This is a genomic window from Telluria sp. ZB2R32 (assembly GCF_059685715.1).
On record NZ_JCASIG010000003.1, the window covers coordinates 384,514 to 407,284 of the forward strand.

General features: G+C 64.7%; 21 protein-coding genes and 1 pseudogene. 19 read left to right on the plus strand and 3 right to left on the minus strand.

Annotation, left to right across the window (positions count from 1 at the left end; all coding sequences use genetic code 11):
* The first annotated feature begins 7 nt into the window (after positions 1–7).
* From AC56LG_RS11120 to AC56LG_RS11165, 10 genes and pseudogenes are all read left to right on the plus strand, one after another.
* Entirely contained in the window at positions 8–898 is an 891-nt protein-coding gene (locus AC56LG_RS11120; protein WP_497166165.1) for a TauD/TfdA dioxygenase family protein, read from the plus strand.
* A gap of 13 nt (positions 899–911) precedes the next feature.
* Entirely contained in the window at positions 912–1,919 is a 1,008-nt protein-coding gene (locus AC56LG_RS11125) for an ABC transporter substrate-binding protein (RefSeq protein ID WP_497166166.1), read from the plus strand.
* Position 1,920: 1 nt separating this feature from the next.
* On the plus strand, positions 1,921–2,766 hold the full coding sequence (locus tag AC56LG_RS11130; protein ID WP_497166167.1) for an ABC transporter ATP-binding protein: 846 nt from the start codon (positions 1,921–1,923) through the stop codon (positions 2,764–2,766).
* Positions 2,763–3,647, plus strand: coding sequence for an ABC transporter permease (locus tag AC56LG_RS11135; RefSeq protein ID WP_497166168.1), 885 nt, complete (start codon positions 2,763–2,765; stop codon positions 3,645–3,647). Before AC56LG_RS11130 ends, AC56LG_RS11135 begins: the two co-directional genes overlap by 4 nt.
* 570 nt (positions 3,648–4,217) lie before the next feature.
* Complete coding sequence (locus AC56LG_RS11140) at positions 4,218–5,948, plus strand: acetolactate synthase 3 catalytic subunit (RefSeq protein WP_497166169.1); 1,731 nt, start codon at positions 4,218–4,220, stop codon at positions 5,946–5,948.
* Entirely contained in the window at positions 5,949–6,440 is a 492-nt protein-coding gene (gene ilvN / locus AC56LG_RS11145; protein ID WP_192050554.1) for an acetolactate synthase small subunit, read from the plus strand.
* Positions 6,441–6,569: 129 nt separating this feature from the next.
* Positions 6,570–7,589 (plus strand): annotated as a pseudogene (gene ilvC / locus AC56LG_RS11150) (ketol-acid reductoisomerase); the annotation flags it as partial.
* Positions 7,590–7,719: 130 nt separating this feature from the next.
* Entirely contained in the window at positions 7,720–8,496 is a 777-nt protein-coding gene (locus AC56LG_RS11155) for an SIMPL domain-containing protein (protein ID WP_497166170.1), read from the plus strand.
* 139 nt (positions 8,497–8,635) lie between these two features.
* Positions 8,636–9,505: a CDP-diacylglycerol--serine O-phosphatidyltransferase gene (pssA, locus tag AC56LG_RS11160; RefSeq protein WP_497166171.1), complete on the plus strand. Its 870-nt coding sequence runs from the start codon at positions 8,636–8,638 to the stop codon at positions 9,503–9,505.
* A gap of 54 nt (positions 9,506–9,559) precedes the next feature.
* Positions 9,560–11,104 carry a 2-isopropylmalate synthase gene (locus AC56LG_RS11165; protein ID WP_497166172.1) on the plus strand — a complete coding sequence of 515 codons (1,545 nt, stop codon included), beginning with the start codon at positions 9,560–9,562 and terminating at the stop codon, positions 11,102–11,104.
* Positions 11,105–11,218: 114 nt separating this feature from the next.
* Here the strand turns inward: AC56LG_RS11165 and AC56LG_RS11170 are convergent, their stop codons facing one another.
* Positions 11,219–11,941, minus strand: coding sequence for a hypothetical protein (locus AC56LG_RS11170; RefSeq protein ID WP_497166173.1), 723 nt, complete (start codon positions 11,939–11,941; stop codon positions 11,219–11,221).
* A gap of 100 nt (positions 11,942–12,041) precedes the next feature.
* On the opposite strand from AC56LG_RS11170, the gene AC56LG_RS11175 reads away from it, so the two are divergent.
* Positions 12,042–12,908, plus strand: coding sequence for an alpha/beta hydrolase (locus AC56LG_RS11175; RefSeq protein ID WP_497166174.1), 867 nt, complete (start codon positions 12,042–12,044; stop codon positions 12,906–12,908).
* 9 nt (positions 12,909–12,917) lie between these two features.
* Here the strand turns inward: AC56LG_RS11175 and AC56LG_RS11180 are convergent, their stop codons facing one another.
* Positions 12,918–13,421 carry a hypothetical protein gene (locus AC56LG_RS11180; protein WP_497166175.1) on the minus strand — a complete coding sequence of 168 codons (504 nt, stop codon included), beginning with the start codon at positions 13,419–13,421 and terminating at the stop codon, positions 12,918–12,920.
* Between the two features lie 177 nt (positions 13,422–13,598).
* Between AC56LG_RS11180 and rpsO the strand changes: the two genes are divergently transcribed.
* Both rpsO and pnp read left to right on the plus strand, forming a co-directional pair.
* A complete protein-coding gene (gene rpsO / locus AC56LG_RS11185; RefSeq protein WP_192055423.1) occupies positions 13,599–13,868 on the plus strand; it encodes a 30S ribosomal protein S15 in 270 nt (89 codons plus the stop codon).
* Between the two features lie 211 nt (positions 13,869–14,079).
* Entirely contained in the window at positions 14,080–16,182 is a 2,103-nt protein-coding gene (pnp, locus tag AC56LG_RS11190; RefSeq protein WP_497166176.1) for a polyribonucleotide nucleotidyltransferase, read from the plus strand.
* Between the two features lie 64 nt (positions 16,183–16,246).
* On the opposite strand, the gene AC56LG_RS11195 is transcribed toward pnp, so the two are convergent.
* A complete protein-coding gene (locus AC56LG_RS11195; protein WP_497166177.1) occupies positions 16,247–16,387 on the minus strand; it encodes a hypothetical protein in 141 nt (46 codons plus the stop codon).
* A gap of 334 nt (positions 16,388–16,721) precedes the next feature.
* Between AC56LG_RS11195 and AC56LG_RS11200 the strand changes: the two genes are divergently transcribed.
* Genes AC56LG_RS11200 through AC56LG_RS11225 form a run of 6 tightly spaced genes read left to right on the plus strand, consistent with a single transcriptional unit; the run spans position 16,722 to position 22,682 of the window.
* Positions 16,722–17,588, plus strand: a complete 867-nt coding sequence (locus AC56LG_RS11200; RefSeq protein WP_497166178.1) for an STAS domain-containing protein — start codon at positions 16,722–16,724, stop codon at positions 17,586–17,588.
* 16 nt (positions 17,589–17,604) lie between these two features.
* Complete coding sequence (locus AC56LG_RS11205; protein ID WP_497166179.1) at positions 17,605–17,964, plus strand: STAS domain-containing protein; 360 nt, start codon at positions 17,605–17,607, stop codon at positions 17,962–17,964.
* On the plus strand, positions 17,961–18,428 hold the full coding sequence (locus AC56LG_RS11210; RefSeq protein ID WP_497166180.1) for an anti-sigma regulatory factor: 468 nt from the start codon (positions 17,961–17,963) through the stop codon (positions 18,426–18,428). Before AC56LG_RS11205 ends, AC56LG_RS11210 begins: the two co-directional genes overlap by 4 nt.
* Positions 18,416–19,444: an ATP-binding SpoIIE family protein phosphatase gene (locus AC56LG_RS11215; RefSeq protein WP_497166181.1), complete on the plus strand. Its 1,029-nt coding sequence runs from the start codon at positions 18,416–18,418 to the stop codon at positions 19,442–19,444. The genes AC56LG_RS11210 and AC56LG_RS11215 overlap by 13 nt, the downstream gene beginning before the upstream one ends.
* Entirely contained in the window at positions 19,441–20,796 is a 1,356-nt protein-coding gene (locus AC56LG_RS11220; RefSeq protein WP_497166182.1) for an ATP-binding protein, read from the plus strand. Before AC56LG_RS11215 ends, AC56LG_RS11220 begins: the two co-directional genes overlap by 4 nt.
* Positions 20,793–22,682, plus strand: a complete 1,890-nt coding sequence (locus AC56LG_RS11225; RefSeq protein ID WP_497166183.1) for a hybrid sensor histidine kinase/response regulator — start codon at positions 20,793–20,795, stop codon at positions 22,680–22,682. Before AC56LG_RS11220 ends, AC56LG_RS11225 begins: the two co-directional genes overlap by 4 nt.
* Positions 22,683–22,771: the final 89 nt, after the last annotated feature.

The window sequence follows — 22,771 nt, forward strand, 5'->3', positions numbered from 1 at the left end:
AGCCATCATGCCTCTCGATAATCCGACTCTCGTCACATCCTTGCGTCAGGACTTCGACATCCGCCCGCTCCAGGCCCCGCTCGGCGCCGAGGTGCTCGGCCTCGACCTGACCCGTCCGCTCGGCACCGCCGACCTCGCCCGCGTGCACCGCGCCCACCTCGACCACCACGTGCTGGTGTTCCGCGACACCCGCATCACCCCGGCCCAGCAGGTCGAATTCTCGCGCCGCTTTGGCGAGTTGCAGATCCACGTGCTGCGCCAGTTCCAGCTGGCCGGCACGCCGGAAGTGCTGGTGATCTCGAACATCCGCGAAAACGGCGAGCCGATCGGCCTGGGCGACGCCGGCCATTACTGGCATTCCGACCTGTCCTACAAAGCCACCCCGAGCCTGGGCTCGATGCTGCATGCGCAGGAATTGCCGCAGGATGGCGGCGACACCCTGTTCTCCAACCAGCACCTGGCCTGGGACACCCTGCCGGACGACCTGAAGCGCGAAGTGGAAAACCTGCAGGCCGAGCACAGCTACCTGGCGCGCTACGAAGACTTGCGCAAATTGAATCCATGGCGCCCGGCGCTGACCCAGGCGCAGATCGACGACGTGGTGCCGGTGCGCCACCCGGTCGTGCGCACCCATCCGGAAACGGGGCGCAAGGCGTTGTTCGTCAGCGAGCATTTCACCACGCGCATCCTCGATATTCCGGAAGAACGCAGCCGCGCCTTGCTCGACGCCCTGTTCGCGCACAGCACCAGGCCCGAGTTCATCTACCGCCACCAGTGGCAGCCGCATGACATGGTGTTCTGGGACAACCGCTCGCTGATGCACCTGGCCGCCGGTTGTCCGCCCGAACAGCGCCGCAAGCTGTATCGCACCACGATCGCGGGCGACGTCCCGTTCTGAATCTGGAGAATCCATGTTGAAAATTAAAGAATTTGCGGCTGCATTGTTGGCCACCTCGCTGGTTGCCACCGCACCTGCCGCCCAGGCCGAAGGCAAGATCCGCATCGCCGAACAGTTCGGCGTGGTGTACCTGCTGCTCAATGTCGCGCAAGACCAGAAGCTCATCGAAAAGCACGGCAAGAAGCATGGCGTCGACATCGACGTCGACTGGGTCAAGCTGTCGGGCGGCGCAGCCGTCAACGATGCGCTGCTGTCGAATTCGGTCGACGTGGTCGGCGCCGGTCTCGGTCCCTTGATGACGATCTGGGACCGCACCAATGGCCGCCAGAACGTGCGCGCGGTCGCGTCGCTCGGCAATTTCCCGTACTACCTGATCAGCACCAACCCGGCGGTGAAATCGATCGCCGACTTCCGCCCGAAAGACCGCATCGCGCTGCCGGCAGTGACTGTCTCGGTGCAGGCGCGCATCCTGCAAATGGCGGCCGCCAGGCAGTGGGGCCCGGCCCAGTTCAAGAAACTCGACGGGTTCACGCAAGCCGTGCCGCATCCGGACGCGGCCGCCGCCGTGATCGCCGGCGGCACCGAGATCAACGCCCACTTCGGCAATCCGCCATTCCAGGACCAGGAACTGGCCGGCAACCCGAAAGCGAAGATCGTCCTCGACTCCTACCAGGTGCTGGGCGGCCCGAGTTCAGCGACCGTGCTGTACGCTACCGAAAAATACGTGAAAGCCAATCCGAAGACCTACCGCGCCTTCATCGATGCGCTGGTGGAAGCGGCGCAGCTGGCCAGCACCAATCCGGAAGCGGCGGCCGACGCCTACCTGCGCGTGAACAAGGGCAGCATCGACCGCGCGCTGCTGGTGAAAGTCATCAAGGATCCGAAGGTGCAGTTCAAGGTGGCGCCGCAGAACACGCTGGGCCTGGCGCAATTCCTGCACGAGGTCGGCGCGATCAAGAACAAGCCGGCCAGCTGGAAGGATTATTTCTTCGAGCATCCGGCACTGGCCTCGGGGAGTTGAGATGCGAGTTGATACAAACGCGCCTCCTTTGCAGGTCGTGCCGCCCCAGGGCCCGCTGCTGCGCACCGAGCACGTGACGATCGAGTACGAAGGCGCACAAGGCACGGTGCGCGCCACCGAGAACGTCAGCTTCGACGTGCACCGGGGCGATCGCTTCGTGCTGCTCGGCCCCTCGGGCTGCGGCAAGTCGACGTTACTAAAAGCCGTGGGCGGCTTCATCGCGCCGCGCGCCGGCAGCCTGCGCCTGGGGGGCAAGCCGATCGTCGGGCCAGGGCCGGACCGCATCGTCGTGTTCCAGGAATTCGACCAGCTGCCGCCCTGGAAGACGGTCGAGAACAACGTCATATTCCCGATGCTGGCGGGCGGCATGAAGAAGCTTGATGCGCGCGAGCGCGCCCGTCACTGGCTGGGCAAGGTCGGGCTGGCGCGCTTCGCCGATGCCTACCCGCACACCCTGTCGGGCGGGATGAAGGCGCGCGTGGCGATTGCGCGCGCACTGGCCATGCAGCCGGAAATCCTGTTGATGGACGAGCCCTTCGCCGCCCTCGACGCACTGACCCGGCGCACGATGCAGGAGCAGCTGCAGATCCTGTGGGAAGAGATCGGCTTCACGATGCTGTTCGTGACCCACTCGATCGAGGAAGCGCTGGTCGTGGGCAACCGCATCCTGCTGCTGAGCCCGCACCCGGGCCGCGTTCGTGCCGAACTCAACAGCCACCAGTTCGATCTGGGCAGCGCCGGCAGCGCCGAATTCCAGGCGGCCAACGAACGCATTCACCGTCTGCTGTTCGACACCGGCCCGGCCTCGGCGCCGTCCCACTCCGCACCTTTGACTGTCCACGCATGAACGCTTTCCGAGATCCCCCGATTCGTCCCGAATACGAGCTGGCGCTGGCTGCGCCTGCCGCCGCCGGCGCAGCAGCGCAGGTAAGTAGCGCCGCGCCCGGCTCTTCGCTTTTTACCGGCTACGCCTGGCTGCGCAAGGCCGGCATGCTGCTGGCGCTGGCCGTGATCTGGGAATTGCTGGCGCGCTGGTACGACAACGACCTGCTGCTGCCCACCGCGCTGCAGACCGCCAAGGCGCTGGTCGAGGGCATCGTCACGGGCGAACTGTTCGGCTACATCGGCGTGTCGTTCGCGGTGCTGACCCAGGGCTACCTGATGGGCGTGGCCGGCGCTTTCCTGCTGACCTGGCTGGCGGTGTCGAACCGCGTCGGGCGCGAACTGATCGAAACGCTGACCTCGATGTTCAACCCGCTGCCGGCGATCGCCTTGCTGCCGCTGGCGCTGCTGTGGTTCGGCCTGGGCAAGGGCAGCCTGATCATGGTGCTGATGCATTCGGTGCTGTGGCCGCTGACCCTGAACGCCAGCGCCGGTTTCCGCGCGGTGCCGGACACGCTGCGCATGGCAGGGCGCAACTACGGCATCAACGGCCTGCGCTTCGTGCTGCAGATCCTGATTCCGGCGGCGCTGCCGGCGATCCTGTCGGGCCTGAAAATCGGCTGGGCCTTCGCCTGGCGCACGCTGATCGCCGCCGAACTGGTGTTCGGCACCACCTCGGGGCAGGGCGGGCTGGGCTGGTTCATCTTCCAGAGCCGTAACGAGCTGTTCACCGACAAGGTGTTCGCGGGGCTGGCGGCGGTGATCATCATCGGGTTGGCGGTGGAGAACATCGTGTTCCAGACGCTGGAGCGGGTGACCGTGCGCAAGTGGGGGATGGAACGCTGATAGTGGCGAGTTCAGGCGGTGGTGGTTCACCGCCGCACGTACGCGTGGACTCGGGAGTCCACCCTACGAACAGCCACGAATCGTAGGATGGAGCGGGCGGCGAACCGCTCCCGACTCCACGCGTTCACCATCCGCACAACGCCTGCGCCAACCCCATCGCTGCACCGCACGATCCTTCTTCCCACACGCACCCAACCGGTGCATATTCTCTTTTCAATTTTTTATCTTGACCAAAATGGTGCAACGCAGTAAGGTGTTCTTCACGCTTTGCACCCCCAAAGCTTCACCGTCAGCCAGACCGGCACACAAGGCCTGTTCGGCAATGACACGCTTTCATTTGTAGGCAGTTTGCTCCAACCCGCGCCACAAGCGCGAGAGATGCGTCGAGCCGCTACAGACACTCAGCCAAACGAGTTGCGCCCAGCGCCGTTCCAAAGGGTATCAATGGATATCCGGGAGTTCGACGTGACCGCAGAAAGAAGGGAAGCTGAAGGCGCTGTGGGGCAAACCGTATTTCGTTAGGAACGGGCATCCGATCAAACTCCCTCTGGGTCTTGAAAGGAATGATTCATGAATAACGAAGCTTCATCAGCGCCCATCACCGGGGCTGAAATCGTCGTCCGTTGCCTGGCCGAAGAAGGCGTGAAACACGTCTTTGGCTATCCCGGCGGCGCAGTGCTGTACATCTACGACGCCATCTTCCAGCAAGACAAATTCCAGCACGTGCTGGTGCGCCACGAGCAGGCCGCCGTCCATGCGGCAGACGCCTATTCGCGTAGCTCGAACACCGTCGGCGTCGCCATCGTCACTTCCGGTCCGGGCGTCACCAATGCCGTCACGGGTCTCTCGACCGCCTACATGGATTCGATTCCGATGGTGGTCATCAGCGGCCAGGTGCCGAGCCATGCGATCGGCCAGGATGCGTTCCAGGAATGCGACACGGTCGGCATCACCCGCCCCGTGGTCAAGCATAATTTCCTGGTCAAGGACGTCAAGGAACTGGCGACCACGCTCAAGAAAGCCTTCTACATTGCCCGTACCGGCCGTCCGGGTCCGGTGCTGGTCGATATCCCGAAGGACATCAGCATGCACAAGTGCATGTTCGAGTATCCGCGCGAAATCGAGATGCGCTCCTATAAACCGGTCGACAAGGGCCACGCCGGCCAGATCCGCAAGGCCGTGCAGTTGCTGCAAACCGCCGAGCGTCCGATGATCTATGCCGGCGGCGGCGTGATCCTGGCGAATGCCTCGAACGAACTGAACCGCCTGGTCGAGAAGCTCGGCGCGCCGGTGACCAACACGCTGATGGGCCTGGGCGGATCGCGCTCTAGCAGCGCGCAATTTGTCGGCATGCCCGGCATGCACGGCACGTACGAAGCGAACATGGCGATGCAGCACTGCGACGTGCTGATCGCGATCGGCGCCCGCTTCGACGATCGCGTGATCGGCAACCCGAAGCACTTCGCCAGCCATCCGCGCAAGATCATCCACATCGACATCGACCCTTCGTCGATCTCGAAGCGGGTGAAGGTCGACATCCCGATCGTCGGCAACGTCAAGGAAGTGCTGACCGAATTCCTGGCGCAACTCGATGCCGCCGGCACGCGTGCCAATTCCGCGCCGCTGGCCGCCTGGTGGAAGCAGGTCGAGGAATGGCGCGGGCGCGACTGCCTGAAGTACGAAGACTCGAACCTCGTCATCAAGCCGCAATCGGTCATCGAAAAGCTGTGGCAGGTGACGAACGGCGACGCCTTCATCACCTCCGACGTCGGCCAGCACCAGATGTGGGCCGCCCAGTACTATCCCTTCGACAAGCCGCGCCGCTGGATCAATTCCGGCGGCCTGGGCACGATGGGCGTCGGCCTGCCGTATGCGATGGGCGTGCAGATGGCCAACCCGGATGCGACGGTCGCCTGCGTCACCGGCGAAGGTTCGATCCAGATGTGCATCCAGGAGCTCGCCACCTGCAAGCAATACCACCTGACGCCAAAGATCATCCTGCTCAACAACCGCTTCCTCGGCATGGTGCGCCAGTGGCAGCAGATCGATTACGGTTCGCGCTATTCCGAGTCGTACATGGACTCGCTGCCGGACTTCGAGAAGCTGGCCGAAGCCTACGGCCACGTCGGCATGCGCATCGAAAAGCCGGGCGACGTCGAAGGCTCCCTGAAAGAAGCGTTTGGAATGAAAGACCGCCTCGTGTTCATGAACTTCATCACCGACCAGAGCGAGAACGTCTGGCCGATGGTCAAGGCCGGCAAGGGCCTGTCTGAAATGCTGCTCGGCTCGGAGGACCTGTAAATGAGACACATCATCTCGGTTCTCCTGGAGAACGAAGCCGGCGCCCTGTCGCGCGTGGTGGGCCTGTTTTCGGCCCGTGGCTACAACATCGAAACCCTGACCGTGGCGCCGACCGAAGACGCGACCCTGTCGCGCATGACGATCGTGACCTCCGGCTCGGACGACATCATCGAGCAGATCACCAAGCACCTGAACCGCCTGATCGAAGTGGTGAAAGTGGTCGACCTGACCGAGGGCCAGCACATCGAGCGCGAACTCATGCTGCTCAAGGTGCGCGCGGTCGGCAAGGAGCGCGAGGAAATCAAGCGCACCGCCGACATCTTCCGCGGCCGCATCATCGACGTGACGGAGAAGAGCTACACGATCGAACTGACCGGCGCCAAGAGCAAGCTCGACGCCTTCATCGACGCCATCGACCGCGCCTCCATCCTCGAGACCGTCCGCACCGGCGGCTCCGGCATCGGCCGCGGCGAACGCATCCTGAAGGTGTGACCCGCCACTGGCTTCGATCGACGTAGGGTGGACTCCGTCCACGCGTAAACGTCGCACAGCCAACAGCCCAACAAATGAACAGCCACCCCGTGGCCCAAAAACGTAACTAACCAAAATACAGGACAAAAGACCATGAAAGTTTTCTACGACAAAGACTGTGACCTCTCCCTCATCAAAGGCAAGAACGTCGCCATCATCGGCTACGGCTCGCAGGGCCACGCGCACGCCCAGAACCTCTCTGAATCCGGCGTGAAAGTCACCGTCGGCCTGCGCCGCGGCGGCGCGTCCTGGAACAAGGTCGAGCAGGCCGGCCTGCAGGTCGCCGAAGTCGACGAAGCAGTGAAAAACGCCGACATCATCATGATCCTGCTGCCGGACGAAAACATCGCCCAGGTCTACAAGGAAAACGTCGAACCGAACGCCAAGCAGGGCGCCGTGCTGGCATTCGCCCATGGCTTCAACGTCCACTACGGCCAGGTCGTGCCGCGCGCCGACCTCGACGTCATCATGATCGCGCCGAAAGCGCCGGGCCATACCGTGCGCGGCACCTACCGCCAGGGGGGCGGCGTGCCGCACCTGATCGCCGTCTACCAGGATAAATCCGGCGCCGCGCGCGACATCGCGCTCTCGTACGCCATGGCCAACGGCGGCGGCCGCGCCGGCATCATCGAAACCAACTTCCGCGAAGAGACCGAGACCGACCTGTTCGGCGAGCAGGCCGTGCTGTGCGGCGGCGCCGTCGAATTGATCAAGGCCGGCTTCGAGACGCTGACCGAAGCGGGCTACGCGCCGGAGATGGCGTATTTCGAGTGCCTGCACGAACTGAAACTGATCGTCGACCTGATCTACGAAGGCGGCATCGCCAACATGAACTACTCGATCTCGAACAACGCGGAATACGGCGAATACGTCACCGGCCCGCGCATCGTGACCGAAGACACCAAGAACGCGATGCGCCAGTGCCTGAAGGACATCCAGACCGGCGAATACGCGAAGAGCTTCATCCTCGAAAACAAGGCCGGCGCCCCGACGCTGATCTCGCGCCGCCGCTTGACGTCCGAGCACCAGATCGAGGAAGTCGGCGCGAAGCTGCGCGCGATGATGCCGTGGATCGCGAAGAATAAACTCGTGGACCAGTCGAAGAACTAATGAGGAAGGGAAGGGCCGGTTTTCGTAAGGGCGCCAATACAGTTGCAACTTTCCATTACAAAATCACGACGGAAAGCAACGCGACGGTATCGTATAAGTAAAGCCACTTTTACTTAGCCTGGAGAAAACCATGTCCCTTCCAAAACTCGTCCTCATCGCCAGCCTCGTCATGGCAGCCCATGCCGAAGCGCAAACGGGGCCGGCGCCCGCATCTGCCCCGTCCACTGCCGGCACCATGGTCATCGTGCCGGCCAACGGCGAAGTACGCCACGCCAACGACCAGGCGACGGTGACCTTCGCCGTCGAGGAGTTCGACAAGGACAAGGCGGCAGCCGCCGCCCGTGTGAACCGCAAGATGAAGGAGGGCACCGAGATCGTGCGCCGCGCCGATCCGAAAGCCGAGCTGAAGACCCAGGGCTATTACACCTACCCGGTCTACCCCGAGCCGCCGGTGCAGCCGCTGCCTGCGAGCCGCACGCCAGTCAAACCCGTGCCGAGCGGCTGGCGCGTCGGGCAATACCTGGAGGTGAAGACGACCAACCTGGCCGAGTTGCCGAAAACGGCGGCCGCGGCGCAGAAGGTGTTACAGATCAACGGCATCAACTTCGGCCTGGCCCCGGCCACCGAAAAGCTGCTCGACGACCAGCGTATTGCCGAGACCTACCGCAACCTGAACGAGCGCATCGTCTCGATCGCGCGCGCGATGGGGCGGCAGCCGGCGGATGCGGTGCTCGATACGGTGGATTTCGAGGGCTCGGGCAATTACGGCGGCCGGCCCGAGATGCAGTCGGTGATGGTGGCCGGATCGCGCATGAAGGCCGCGGACGACGCCATGCCGGAACCGAGTTTCGAACCGGGAGAAACGACGCTGCAGATGCGATTGGTTGGAAAAGTGAAGTTCAAGTAAGGATTCATCCCGGCAAGCCTGCGCGTTTGCTGGCTGAAATCCAATAGTATCCGTTCGCTAACATGCCGTGTGCGCCTCTATAATGGGGGCAACGGCGCTGGAAGTCAGCAGCGCGATCACTACTTGAATACGGAACCTTATGCCAGCCTTTCCACGACGTAAGAAAAATGGAACATCGCCCCGTGCGACACGATTTTCCCGCCTGAAGCGCTTCGGCCGCCGGGCGGAAGACAAGGGCGGCCCGCGCGGGCGCGGCATTTATTTGTTGCCGAACGCTTTTACGACCGGCGCGCTGTTCTGCGGTTTCTACGCGATCGTGATGGCGATGAACCAGCGCTTCGAGCACGCCTGCTGGGCCGTGTTCATCGCGATGATTCTCGACGGGCTCGATGGGCGCGTGGCGCGCCTGACGAATACGCAGTCGGAGTTCGGCGCGCAGTACGACAGTTTGTCGGACATGGTGTCGTTCGGCGCCGCGCCGGCGCTGGTGATCTATGAATGGTCGCTGCGCGGGCTCGGCAAGCTGGGCTGGATCGCCGCCTTCGTGTACTGCGCCGGCGCGGCGCTGCGCCTGGCGCGCTTCAACACGAATATCGAGGTGGTGGACAAGCGCTTCTTCCAGGGCTTGCCCAGCCCGGCGGCGGCGGCGCTGGTGGTCGGCTTCATCATGTTCATGACCGACCCGGACATCAACATCAGCGCGCGCCAGGTGGATTGGGTGAGCTGGTGCATCGCCATCTTCGCCGGCCTGACGATGGTGTCGAACGTGCCGTTTTACAGCTTCAAGGACGTGAACTTCCGCAAGTCGGTACCGTTCATCGTGGTGTTCCTGATCGCGCTGGCCTTTGCGCTGGTGGCGATCGATCCGCCCAAAGTCCTGTGGCCGATTTTTGTAGTCTACGGGTTGTCGGGGTATATCGTGTTCGTGATCCAGCGCGCCAAGGGCAAGCGGGTCTCCCTCATCCCGACCGACGATCCGATCGAGAACGATAAAGCCGAGCGCCGCTAGGGGTCCCGTGGACCATCGGCGCTCGTTCATCAACAAGCGCTGACGGAGTACTCCATGTTCGACCCTGACCGCCTCATCATTTTCGACACCACCCTGCGCGACGGCGAGCAATCGCCGGGCGCCTCGATGACCAAGGACGAAAAAGTCCGCATCGCGCGCCAGCTCGAACGCCTGCGGGTCGACGTCATCGAAGCCGGCTTCGCCGCCGCTTCTCCCGGCGACTTCGACGCCATCCGCGCCATCTCGAGCGCGGTGCGCGACTCCACCATCTGCTCTCTCTCGCGCGCCAACGACCGCGACATCGCCCGCGCCGCCGAAGCCCTGCAGCCGGCGGCGAGGAAGCGCATCCACACCTTCATCGCCACCTCCGATCTGCACATGAAGATGAAGCTGCGCATGGAGCCGGAGCAGGTGCTGGAGCAGGCGAAGCTCGCCATCCGCTACGCGCGCAACCATACCGACGATATCGAATTCTCGCCGGAAGACGGCAGCCGCTCGGACGAGGACTTCCTGTGCCGCGTGCTGGAAACCGTGATCGCCGAGGGCGCCACCACCATCAACTTCCCCGACACGGTCGGCTACGCCACGCCCGAAGTCTTCGGCGCCACCATCCGCCGCCTGCGCGAACGCGTACCCAACTCCGACAAGGCCATCTGGTCGGTGCACTGCCATAACGACCTCGGGCTTGCGGTCGCCAATTCGCTGGCCGGCGTGGCGATTGGCGGCGCGCGCCAGATCGAGTGCACCATCAACGGCCTCGGTGAACGGGCGGGCAATACCGCGCTGGAAGAAGTCGTGATGGCGCTGCGCACGCGCGCCGACTACTACAAGCTCACCGTTGGCATCGACACCACGCAAATCGTGCCGGCCTCGAAAATGGTCTCGCAGATCACCGGCTTCGCGGTACAGCCGAACAAGGCGGTGGTCGGCGCGAACGCCTTTGCCCACGCCTCGGGCATCCACCAGGACGGCATCCTGAAGGCGCGCGAAACCTACGAGATCATGCGCGCCGAAGACGTCGGCTGGCACGCGAACAAGATCGTGCTCGGTAAACTCTCGGGCCGCAACGCCTTCAAGGCGCGCTTGCAGGAACTGGGCATCGACCTGGAATCCGAGGCCGAAGTGAACGCCGCCTTTGCCCGCTTCAAGGAGCTGGCCGACCGCAAGAGCGAGATTTTTGATGAGGACATCATGGCGCTGGTCTCGGCCGAAGACCATGCCTCGGGCGGCGAGTATTTCCGCTTCGTTTCGCTGGCGCAGCGTTCCGAAACCGGCGAGCTGCCGCACGCGCGCGTCGTGTTCTCGATCGACGGCCAGGAATTCGCCTGCGAAGGTTCGGGCGACGGTCCGGTCGACGCCACCGTGAACGCCATCGAAAGCCAGGCCAAGACCGGCGCCGACCTGATCCTGTTCTCGATCAACGCGATCAGCAACGGCACCGAGTCGCAAGGCGAAGTGACGATGCGCCTGTCGCGCCAGGGGCGGATCGTGAACGGCGTCGGAGCGGACCCGGACATCGTCGTGGCCTCGGCCAAGGCGTATCTGTCGGGGCTGAACAAGCTGCACTCGAAGGTGGAGCGCGCGCATCCGCAGTTGTGATGCTTCGAGGCGCACGGGCCGCGTGATAACACCAGTGGCCGTCGTGTAACGTAGGGTGGGCTCTGCCCACGCGTTCGCACCATCCGCACAGCGCCGCCACGAAGCTCGGTGGCATCAATCCCACTTCTGCGCCTTGGCCGGCTCCTCATGCGGCGGGCAATTGGTCAACTTCGGCTGGATCCCGTCGCGCATCGTGTCGCGCCCATCCGGTCCGTGATTCGATTCGTAGGTCACGCAATAGGTGCCGTTCGCCGTGATCACCTTGTGGCGCCTGCGCCCGTACCCACCCGGGTCCAGGATCTCCTGCGTCTTCGGCGCCTGATACCACCGGTTCGGCGCCATCTCGGCCGCGTGCGCAATGCCGCGTTCCAGCTTCATCTGCGCCGTTTCGACCGGCGCGCGGATGCCGCGGCGCGGGTTTTGCGCGCGCAGTGCATGGTCGGCGGCGCCGGCCTCGGCGCGCGCTGCGCGTAACAGGTCGGCGCTCGATACGGTCGGGGCAGGTGGCGCGTCCGCTATCGGTGTCGCGGCCGGAACATTTGACTCGGCCGCAGGCTCCGGCACGGGTTGGGGTGCGACCGGCGGCGTCGTGCGTGCCGCCGGCGCGCCGCGTGCAATGGGAGCGGCGCTCTGCACAGGGGAGGGCAGCACGGGGGCAGTGCGCTCGGGAGCCGGCAGCAGGCGCAGGAACTGCATGCGCCGCGGTTCGTCATTCTCCTGCACCGCTACCGGCCGCGACAGCTGCCACAAACCGACCAGCAACACATGCACGGCCAGCGACAGGCCAATGCCGGACAGTGCGCGCGGTTGCCGGAAGCTGGAAAGTGCGGTTGCCATAAGCCTGCAGTATAGGTCGGCTTCTTGTTGATGTGGAAACAACCGCGTATGCATGTCCAGCAGCGCGCCGCATCCCCGGCAGCGGCCCCATACTCGGCGCATGACCAGATTCATCTACTACGCCGGCGCGCTGCTGCTGGCCGGCGCCATCTCCGCCTGTTCGCCGCTCTCGCTCGTCAACGCCGTCTCGCCCGCCGGCGCCGTGCAGGCCACCACGGCGCTGCGCTACGGCGCGGACCCACGCAACATGCTCGACGTCTACCGTCCTGCGGCGAACGCCGACAAGGCGCCGGTGATCGTCTTTTTCTACGGCGGCAACTGGGTCAGCGGCCAGCGCGAAGACTACGCTTTTGTCGGGCGCGCCCTGGCCGCGCGCGGCTTCGTGGTCGTCGTGCCCGACTACCGCCTGTATCCGCAGGTGCGCTATCCCGATTTCCTCGACGATGGCGCGGCCGCCGTCGCCTGGACCGCGCGCGAGATCGCCGGCCACGGCGGCGACCCGCAGCACGTCTTCGTGATGGGCCACAGCGCCGGCGCCTACAACGCCGCCATGCTGGCGCTCGATCCGCGCTGGCTGGGAGAGCAGGGCCTGAAGCCGGACATGCTGCGCGCCTGGATCGGCATGGCGGGACCGTACGATTTCCTGCCGGTGCAGAACCGCACCACGCAACCCGTGTTCGATGCGCCGAACACCCCGGCCGATTCGCAGCCGGTCAACCACGTCGGCACGGCGTCGCCGCCCGCACTCCTCATCGCCGCCAACAAAGACAATCTGGTCAACCCCGTACGCAACACCGGTGGCTTGGCGGCCAAGCTGCGCGCGGCCCAGGTGCCGGTGCGCGAGGTGTATTACGACGGCGTCACCCATACCACGCTGGTGGCGTCGCTGTCGAACTCGCTGAAAAGGCTGGCGCCGACGCTCGACGCAGTCGAGGCGTTCGTGCGTAGCGATGGCGGGCGCAAATAAGCGCAGAGCCTACCAGCGCCGATCCCTCACCTCGAACATCGGATCCGGCCCATTCATCATCTGCCGCACGACGCCCTGCTCGTCGAAGTGCACGTGCATCAGCGAATTCCACACGCCCGCTTCCTTGTAGCGATACGACCACACCTCGTAGTTGCGCTGCATGACGCGCGACTGTTCGGCGGGGCGGCCGATGGTGCGCAGGACGTCGGCCTTGGTGGCCTGGTCGATCTTGAGCGTCGCGAATTTTTCGCCGGTGAGCACTTGCTCGTACGAGACCAGCCGCCCGTCGGGCCCGATATGCGCCATCCAGGTGAACTGGCCGAAGGGTGCGGTGGCGTATTCGAACAACTGGCCGCCGCCCGGGGCGGGGTAGACCGAAGTCGGCTGTCCCATCTTGCTGGTGACGGCCGCCACCGGGTCGCCGACGAGCGGCGCCTGCTTGAAAATCGGTCCGGCGCAGCCGGCCAGGGACAGGGCGGCGCACAGCGTTGCGATTCTGATCATCTTGTTCATGCGTTCCCCCGCAGCTGACTTGTAGCCTCCATGATGCCTGAAGCGCGCCGCAGCAAAAGCTGGTGACGCCAACTGTTTTCGCATATACTGGCGGGTCTGTCCGCGAGGGCAGGTTTTTTTAATCAAATCACGGTGCGCTGGGTTGCGACTCTTGCACCGCATGTGAAAGGTAACATCATGTCCGTAGAAAACATCAACAAGTCGGCAATCATCGCCGACAACGCACGTGGCCAGAACGACACCGGCTCGCCGGAAGTCCAGGTCGCACTGCTGACCGCACGCATCAACGAACTGAACGGCCACTTCAAAGCCCACCAGAAAGACCACCACTCGCGCCGCGGCCTGATCATGATGGTCAACCGTCGTAAGAGCCTGCTGTCGTACCTGAAGAGCAAAGACCTGAACCGTTACCGCGACCTGATCGCCAAACTCGGCCTGCGTAAGTAATTTTTGCGCCAGACGGTTTAGTCACGGAAATGCCTGCGTCAGTTCCAACTGTCGCGGGCATTTTTTGTATCTGGCGTTTGTAGATTTTGCAGTATTGAAATTAGTAGAAGGAGAGGGCGCCAAGCCCTCTTAACGGTGGCCCGACGGGTCATGCGCGGTGAGGTGAACGACAGCTCCTGAAAATCTGTCGGCAAATAGAAAGGGATTACCAATGTTTAATAAAGTTACGAAGACTTTCCAGTACGGCCAACATACCGTCACCCTGGAAACCGGTGAAATCGCCCGTCAAGCCTCCGGCGCCGTCATGGTCTCGGTGGAAGACACCGTCGTGCTCGCCACCGTCGTCGCCAGGAAAGACGCCAAGCCGGGCCAGGACTTCTTCCCGCTGACCGTCGATTACATCGAAAAAACGTATGCTGCCGGTAAAATCCCGGGCGGTTTCTTCAAGCGTGAAGGCCGTCCTTCCGAAAAAGAAACGCTCACCTCGCGCCTGATCGACCGTCCGATCCGTCCGCTGTTCCCGGAGGGTTACCTGAACGAAGTCCAGGTCATCATCCACGTGCTGTCGGTCAACCCTGAAATCGATCCGGACATCCCGGCGATGATCGGTGCCTCGGCCGCCCTGTGCGTCGCCGGCATTCCGTTCAACGGCCCGATCGGCGCCGCCCGCGTCGGCTACGCCAACGGCCAGTACATCCTGAACCCGAGCACCACCCAGCTGAAAACCTCGCAGATGGACCTGGTCGTCGCCGGTACCGAAACGGCCGTGCTGATGGTCGAATCCGAAGCGCAGCAGCTGTCCGAAGAAATCATGCTGGGCGCGGTCGTGTTCGGCCACGACCAGATGCGCGCCGTCATCGACGCGATCCACGCCCTAGTCGAAGAAGGCGGCAAGCCGGAAGTCGAGTGGACCGCACCGGCGAAAAACGAAACCCTGATCGCGCAAGTGTCGGAACTGGCCTCGGCCAAAGTGCGCGAAGCCTACCAGACCCGCGAAAAATCGGCGCGCCAGCAAAAGCTGAAGTCGCTGTCGTCGGAAGTCATGGCAGCCCTGTCGGAACAAGGCGTCAGCGCCGATGCAGCCGAAGTCGGCAACATCCTGTTCGACATGGAAGCCAAGGTCGTGCGTACCCAGATTTTGGATGGCGAGCCACGCATCGACGGTCGCGACACCCGCACCGTGCGCCCGATCGAAATCCGTACCGGCGTGCTGCCGCGTACCCACGGTTCGGCCCTGTTCACCCGCGGCGAAACCCAGGCGCTGGTCATCGCGACCCTCGGCACCGCGCGCGACAGCCAGAAGATCGACGCGCTGATGGGCGAGTACACCGACGACTTCATGATGCACTACAACATGCCTCCGTTCGCCACCGGCGAAACCGGCCGTGTGGGCACCCCGAAGCGCCGCGAAATCGGCCACGGCCGCCTGGCCAAGCGCGCACTCGTTGCCGCCCTGCCTAACCCGGAAGATTTCAGCTACTCGGTGCGCCTGGTGTCGGAAATCACCGAATCGAACGGTTCCTCGTCGATGGCATCGGTCTGCGGCGGCTGCCTGGCGCTGATGGACGCCGGCGTGCCGATGAAGGCGCACGTCGCCGGCATCGCCATGGGCCTGATCAAGGAAGGCGGCAAGTTCGCCGTCCTCACCGACATCCTCGGCGACGAAGATCACCTGGGCGACATGGACTTCAAGGTAGCGGGTACGCCTGCAGGCATTACCGCGCTGCAGATGGACATCAAGATCATGGGCATCACCAAGGAAATCATGCAGGTGGCGCTGGCGCAAGCCAAGGAAGCCCGCCAGCACATCCTGGCCGAGATGCAAAAGGCCGTGCCGACCGTGAAGACCGAACTGTCGGACTTCGCGCCACGCCTGATCACGATCAAGATCAATCCAGAGAAAATCCGTGACGTCATCGGCAAGGGCGGCGCCGTCATCCGCGCGCTAACCGAAGAGACCGGCACGCAAATCGACATCACCGACGAAGGCATCGTCACCATCGCGTCGGTCGACGCCGCCGCCGGCCAGGAAGCCAAGCGCCGTATCGAAGAACTGACCGCCTCGGTCGAAGTGGGCAAGACCTACGACGGTACCGTGCTGAAACTGCTGGACTTCGGCGCCATCGTGCAAGTCATGCCGGGCAAGGACGGTCTGCTGCACATCTCGCAGATCGCCAACGAGCGCGTCAACGCCGTTGCCGACTACCTGAAGGAAGGCCAGCAAGTGCGCGTGAAGGTTCTGGAAACCGACGAGCGCGGCCGCCTGAAGCTGTCGATGAAGGCGGCGGATCCGGCGGAAGCTGCGGCGCAGTAATCATCTTTACAGCGGCTCGCGCCGCTGAAAGTAAAAACCGCCAGTGCGTGAGCCTGGCGGTTTTTTATGGCCATTCGAGAAGCCGGATGGCCAGGTACACCAGCGCCGCAATGGCGAGTCCGAACTTTGTGCCGGACAGGAAGCTGGAATACACCGGATTGCGGCGGTACAAGAATTTTTCGCGGCGACCGAAGATGAATTTCATGGTCTTCTCCCTGGATGGGGGTAATGTGCCATGCAAGCCGTGCGCAGCGTCTACGTAATCTGTTGACAGCAGCCATTGCATTAGCGCAAGACGTCAGGCTAACCAATCCTGCATGGCGTACTCTTGAGCGAGATCAAGCTTTAGGACGCTGGCAGGCGCTAGGAGACGGTTCCGCGCGAGAGGAAGCGCCACGCCCGTCCGGGACCGCCGCACCGCTCAGGCGTTTCATTGGTTCAATAGCAGAAGTGTTATAGTTAGTGATTCTCCAATTGTGGAGCAGCTCGTCCCAGAATCGGGCGCCCACGACAATGACGACCAAAACCAGGATCCATCGATGACGACGAAAGACAACGCCTCCCGTATCAGCCAGCTCATCCAGGAGCACGAAGCCGAGATCGGCTCGCAATGGATCGCGCAACTCGAAGCCCTGCTGGTACGCGGCACCGCCAGTTCGAAAGCGCAACTGCGCGACCATTGCCAGCAATTCCTGGCGGCCTTTGCCGTCGCCACCCGCGCCGGCGAACTGGAGAACATCGAACACCGTTCGTGGGACGAGGTGCGCGACCTGCTGAGCGAAATCTCGTCCAGCCGCGCCAAGAGCGGCTCGACCCCGGGCGAGACCGCCACCTTCGTGTTTTCGCTCAAGCAGCCGCTGTTCGCCCAGCTGACCGCCGGCTTCGCCGATGACGCCGCGGCGCTGGCTGGCGCCTCGTGGGCCGTCAGCGCGCTGCTCGACAAGCTCGGCCTGTACACGATCGAAGTGTTCCAGAAAGCGAAAGACCAGATCATCGTGCGCCAGCAGCAGGAACTGCTGGAACTGTCGACCCCGGTCGTGAAACTCTGGAACGGCATCCTGGCGCTGCCGCTGATCGGCACGCTCGATTCGGCGCGCACGCAGGTGGTGATGGAAAATATCCTGCAAAAAATCGTCGACACCGGCGCCGAGATCGCGATCATCGACATCACCGGCGTGCCGATGGTCGATACCCTGGTCGCGCAGCACCTGATGAAGACGATCGCCGCCGCGCGCCTGATGGGCGCCGACTGCATCATCAGCGGCATCCGTCCGCAGATCGCGCAGACCATCGTCCACCTGGGCGTGAACCTGGAAGACGTCGTCACCAAGGCCACCCTGGCCGACGCCTTCCTGGTCGCCCTCGAACGCACCGGCGCTTCGGTCACCATCCACAAGAAGAACTGAAAGAACCGGGAACACGATGGAACGCATTCCTATTCTGCGCATGGGTGACCTGCTGCTGGTCACGATCCAGGTCGACATGCACGACCGCCTGGCATTGACCCTGCAGGACGACCTGACCGAGCGCATCGTGCGCGACAGCGCCAAGGGCGTGCTGATCGACATTTCGGCGCTCGACCTGGTCGATTCCTTTATCGGGCGCATGATCAGCAACACGGCGGCGATGGCACGCGTACTCGACGCCCAGACGGTCGTGGTCGGCATGCAGCCGGCCGTCGCCATCACGCTGGTCGAGCTGGGCCTGACGCTGCATGGCGTGAAGACGGCACTGAACGTCGAGAAGGGCATGACCCTGCTCGGAAAGAACCTGAACAGATGAGCACCGGGGCAGAATTTGGAGTCGAATTCGACACCGACCTGGTCGACCGTCTCGAGCGGCTGCGCACGGACCGGGTCAGGCTGCCGCTGCGCACTGACGAAGACGTCGTCTACCTGCGCAAGCACGTGCGCGAGCGCGCGGTCGGCATCGGCCTGTCCTTGGTCGACCAGACCAAGCTGATTACCGCTGCCAGCGAACTGGCGCGCAACACGATCAAGTACGGCGGCGGCGGCATGGTCTTCCTCGACAAGCTGGCCGATGGCTTGCGCCAGGGCGTCGGCATCGTTTTCATCGACGCCGGCCCCGGCATCCCCGACCTGGACATGGCGCTGCGCGACGGCTACACCACTGGCGGCGGCCTCGGCCTGGGCCTGGGCGGCTCGAAGCGCCTGGTCGACGAATTCGAGATCGATACCCGTTTTGGGGAAGGGACCGCGATCGCGGTCGTCAAATGGAAACGCTGATCAGTTCCCTCTCGACCCAGCATGTGTATCCGATCGTGCACGCCAGCGACATCGCCGCCGCGCGCCGCGCCGGGCAGAAGCTGGCGCTCGAACTGGGTTTTAACGACACCCGCGCCGGACAGCTGGCGCTGATCGTCACCGAGGCCGGCACCAACCTGCTCAAGCATGCGGGCGAGGGCGTGCTGTACCTGAACGTGGCGCAGGCCGAAGGCGTGCCCGGGGTCGACGTGCTGGCCGTCGACAAGGGACCCGGCATCGCCGACCTCGAGGCCTGCCTGCGCGACGGCATGTCCACCGCCGGCACGGCCGGCACCGGGCTCGGCGCCCTGCGCCGGCTGTCGCACGAATTCGACGTCTGGACGGCGCCCGGCGACGGCGCCGTGTTCTTCATGCGCCTGTGGCGCGACGAGGCGGCGCCCAGCCTGTGCCGCGTCGAAGTCGGCGCCCTGACCGTGCCGCTGGCCGGCGAAGAGGCGTGCGGCGACGGCTGGGGCGTGGCCTGCGACAGCGGCGGCGCCAGCCTGGTCGCGGCCGATGGCCTCGGCCACGGCCCGGATGCCGCCGCCGCCGCCCACGCGGCGATCCGCGAACTGGCGCACCGGCCGCACTCGGAACCGGGTGCCCTGGTCGAGGCCGCGCACGAGGCCTTGCGCAGTACGCGCGGCGCGGCGCTGGCGGCGGCGCGCATCGATTTTGAAAACGATACCGTCCGTTTTGCCGGCATCGGCAATATCGGCGCCTACGTGATCGACGGCGACAGCCGGCGCGCGCTGGTGTCGCATAACGGCATCGTCGGCCACAACATGCGCAAGGTGCAGGAGTTTGCGGTGCCGTGCCCGCCGCACGCCACCTGCATCCTGCATTCGGACGGCATCCAGACCCAGTGGGACCTGGACAAGTATCCGGGCCTGCTGGCGAGGAGTCTCGCGCTGGTGGCGGCGGTGCTGATGCGCGACTTCATCCGCCGCCGCGACGATGCGATGGTGCTGGTGGTACGCCGCAGGGGCCCGGGATGAGCCAGCGCATCCTCACCGTCGCCCTCGAGAGCGACATGGATGTGGTGCTGGTGCGCCAGCGCGCGCGCCAGGTCTCGCAACTGCTCGGCTTTGCCAAGCAGGACCAGGTGCGCATCGCCACCGCCGTGTCGGAAGTGGCGCGCGCGGCCTGCCATGGCGATTGCAGCGCGCGCGCCGCATTCGTGCTGGTCGATACGCCCGCGCGCCAGCAGCTCGAAGTCACCGTCAGCGCCGGCGCGGTGTCCGAGGAAGGCAGCGAAGGCGCGGCGATGGCCGACCAGGCGCTGGTCACCGCGCACCGCCTGATGGACGGCTGCGTGCGCGAGCCCGGCGCCGGTTTCACGGTACGGATGCGCAAGGCGCTGCCGCCGCAAATGCCGGTCAGCGCGACCCAGTTGGGGCAGATCGCCACCGAACTGGCGGCCACGCCCGACGTCGACTCCTACGAAGAAATGCAGCAGCAGAACCGCGAACTGGTCGAGACCCTGGCCGAACTGCGCGAGCGCCAGGAAGACCTGCTGTCGCTCACGCGCGAGCTGGAAGACACCAACCGCGGCATCGTCGCGCTCTACGCCGAGATCGAAGACAAGGCCGAGCGCCTGCGCCGCGCCGACGAAATGAAGTCGCGCTTCCTGTCGAATACCAGCCACGAATTGCGCACGCCGCTGTCGTCGATCCGGGCGCTGTCGAAACTCCTGCTCGACCGCATGGACGGCGAACTCACGCCGGAACAGGAACGGCAGGTGTTCCTGATTTCGCGCACGGCCACCGAGATGTCGGAACTGGTGAACGACCTGCTCGACCTGGCCAAGATCGAGGCCGGCCGGGTGGAAGCGCAGCCGGCGCCGGTCGTGGTCGAGAACCTGTTCCGCGCCCTGAAGGGCATGATGCGCCCGCTGGTCGACACCGACAAGGTCGAGCTGGTGTTCGACAACTACGGCATCGACACGCCGTTCGAGTCGGACGAGACCATGCTGTCCCAGATCCTGCGCAACTTCATCTCGAACGCATTGAAGTTCACCGAGCAGGGTTCGGTGCGCGTCAGCGTCGAGCCTGGGGACGCCGGTGATGCTGGCGAAACGCTGCGCTTCGCCGTCACCGATACCGGCATCGGCATCGATGCCGAGCACCTGCAGCTGATCTTCGAAGAGTTCACGCAGGTCGAGAACCCGCTGCAGCGGCGCAGCAAGGGCACGGGCCTGGGCCTGCCGCTGTGCCGCCGCCTGGCCGAGCTGCTGGGCGGGCGCGTCGACGTTACCAGCCGCCCCGGCGTGGGCTCGACCTTCACGCTGACGCTGCCGCGTCAATTTCCCCAGTCGGCGCCTGCCGGCACCCGAGATACCGAACCATGACCGTCACTCCACCACTCATTCTGAACGTCGACGACAACGACGGCGCACGCTACGCCAAGACCCGGATCCTGCAGAGCGCGGGCTTCCGGGTGCTGGAAGCGGCGAACGGCACCGATGCGCTGGCGATGGTCCGCGAGGACGATCCGGCGCTGGTGCTGCTGGACGTGAAGCTCCCCGACATCAACGGCATCGAGGTGTGCCGCCGCATCAAGGCCGACCCCGACACCAACGGCGTGCTGGTGCTGCAGACTTCGGCCGCGCTGACCGGCCGCGCCGACAAGATCCGCGGCCTCGAAGGCGGCGCCGACAATTACCTGGCCGCGCCGATCGAAGCCGACGAGCTGATCGCCAACGTCAACGCGCTGCTGCGCATGCGCCAGACCCAGGACGACCTGCGCGAAAGCGAAGAGCGCTTCCGCCAGCTGACCGACAACATCGAAGACGTGTTCTGGATGTTTTCGGCGCCCGACGGCGCGCTCGGCTACGTCAGCCCGGCGTATGCCACGATCTGGGGCCGCAGCATCGATTCGCTCAAGCGCCAGCACGCCAGCTGGCTCGACGCCGTGCATCCCGACGACCGTCCGCGCCTGGCCGGACGCTGGGCCACGCTGGCGACCCAGCCGCATTACGACGAGGAGTTCCGCGTGGTGCTGCCGGACGGCGCGATGCGCTGGGTGCGCGACCGCCTGTTCGCGGTGCGTAACGCGCGCGGCGAGGTGTACCGGGTGGCGCGCGTCACCAGCGACGTCTCGGCGCGGCGCGAAATGGAAGGGCTGCTGCGCGCGGCCGACGCCAACAAAAACCAGTTCCTGGCCACGCTGGCGCACGAGCTGCGCAATCCCTTGAGTCCAATCCGCAACGCCGCCACGCTGCTCGGCGTGGGCGGCGAGAACGCCGGCGGGCGCCACGCACATGCGCGCGAAGTCATCCTGCGCCAGGTCGACCACCTGGCACACCTGGTCGACGACCTGCTCGACGTGGCGCGCATCTCGGAAGGCAAGATCGTGCTGCGGCGCGAGGAAGTCAACCTCGGCGCCGTGATCGAACAGGCGCTCGAAACCGCCGGCCCGCTGATCGGTTCGCGCGGCCACACGCTCGCCGTGCACCAGCCCGAGTGCCAGGTCTGGGTCGCGGGCGACCCGGTGCGCCTGGCGCAATCGATGGGCAACCTGCTGCACAACGCGGCCAAGTTCACACCGAAGGGCGGCGCGATCACGCTGAGCGTGACCCTGCATGGCGACAGCGTGCACATCGCCGTGCAGGACAACGGCATCGGCATCGCCGAGGACAGCCTGCCGCGCATCTTCGGCATGTTCGCCCAGGCCGCCGTGCCGCCGGACCGCGCGCCGGAAGGGCTCGGCATCGGCCTGTCGCTGGTCTCGCGCCTGCTCGAGATGCACGGCGGCCAGCTGCATGCGGAAAGCCCGGGCATCGGCCTGGGCAGCACCTTCACGGTGGAGCTGCCGGTCCTGCGCACCAGCGGCGCCGAATGCGCCACCGACGCGGCCGGCGAAGAGACGAACGCCGGCGGCGGCCTGCGTGTGCTGCTGGTGGACGACAACGTCGACGCCATGGAAATGATGGGCTTCCTGCTGGCCGAGATGGGCCACGAAACCTGGACCACGTCGGACGCCGGCGAGATCGAAGCCATGGCGCTGCAGCACCGCCCGCAGGTGATCGTGCTCGACATCGGCCTGCCCGGCGCCGACGGCTACCAGCTGGCGCGCATGATCAAGGCCAACCCGGAACTGGCGCACATCCGCCTGGTCGCGCACACCGGCTACGGCTCGCCCGAAGACCGCCGACGCGCGCAGGAAGCCGGGTTCGATGCGCACCTGGTCAAGCCGGCCGAGCTGGAAGACCTGGAAAAGGCGCTGCGCGGGTAAAGAGTCGAAACCCTACGCCACTGACATATCCGACGTAACGCGTGGAGTCAGGACTCCACCCTACGATCATCCGGTATCGGTAGGGTGGA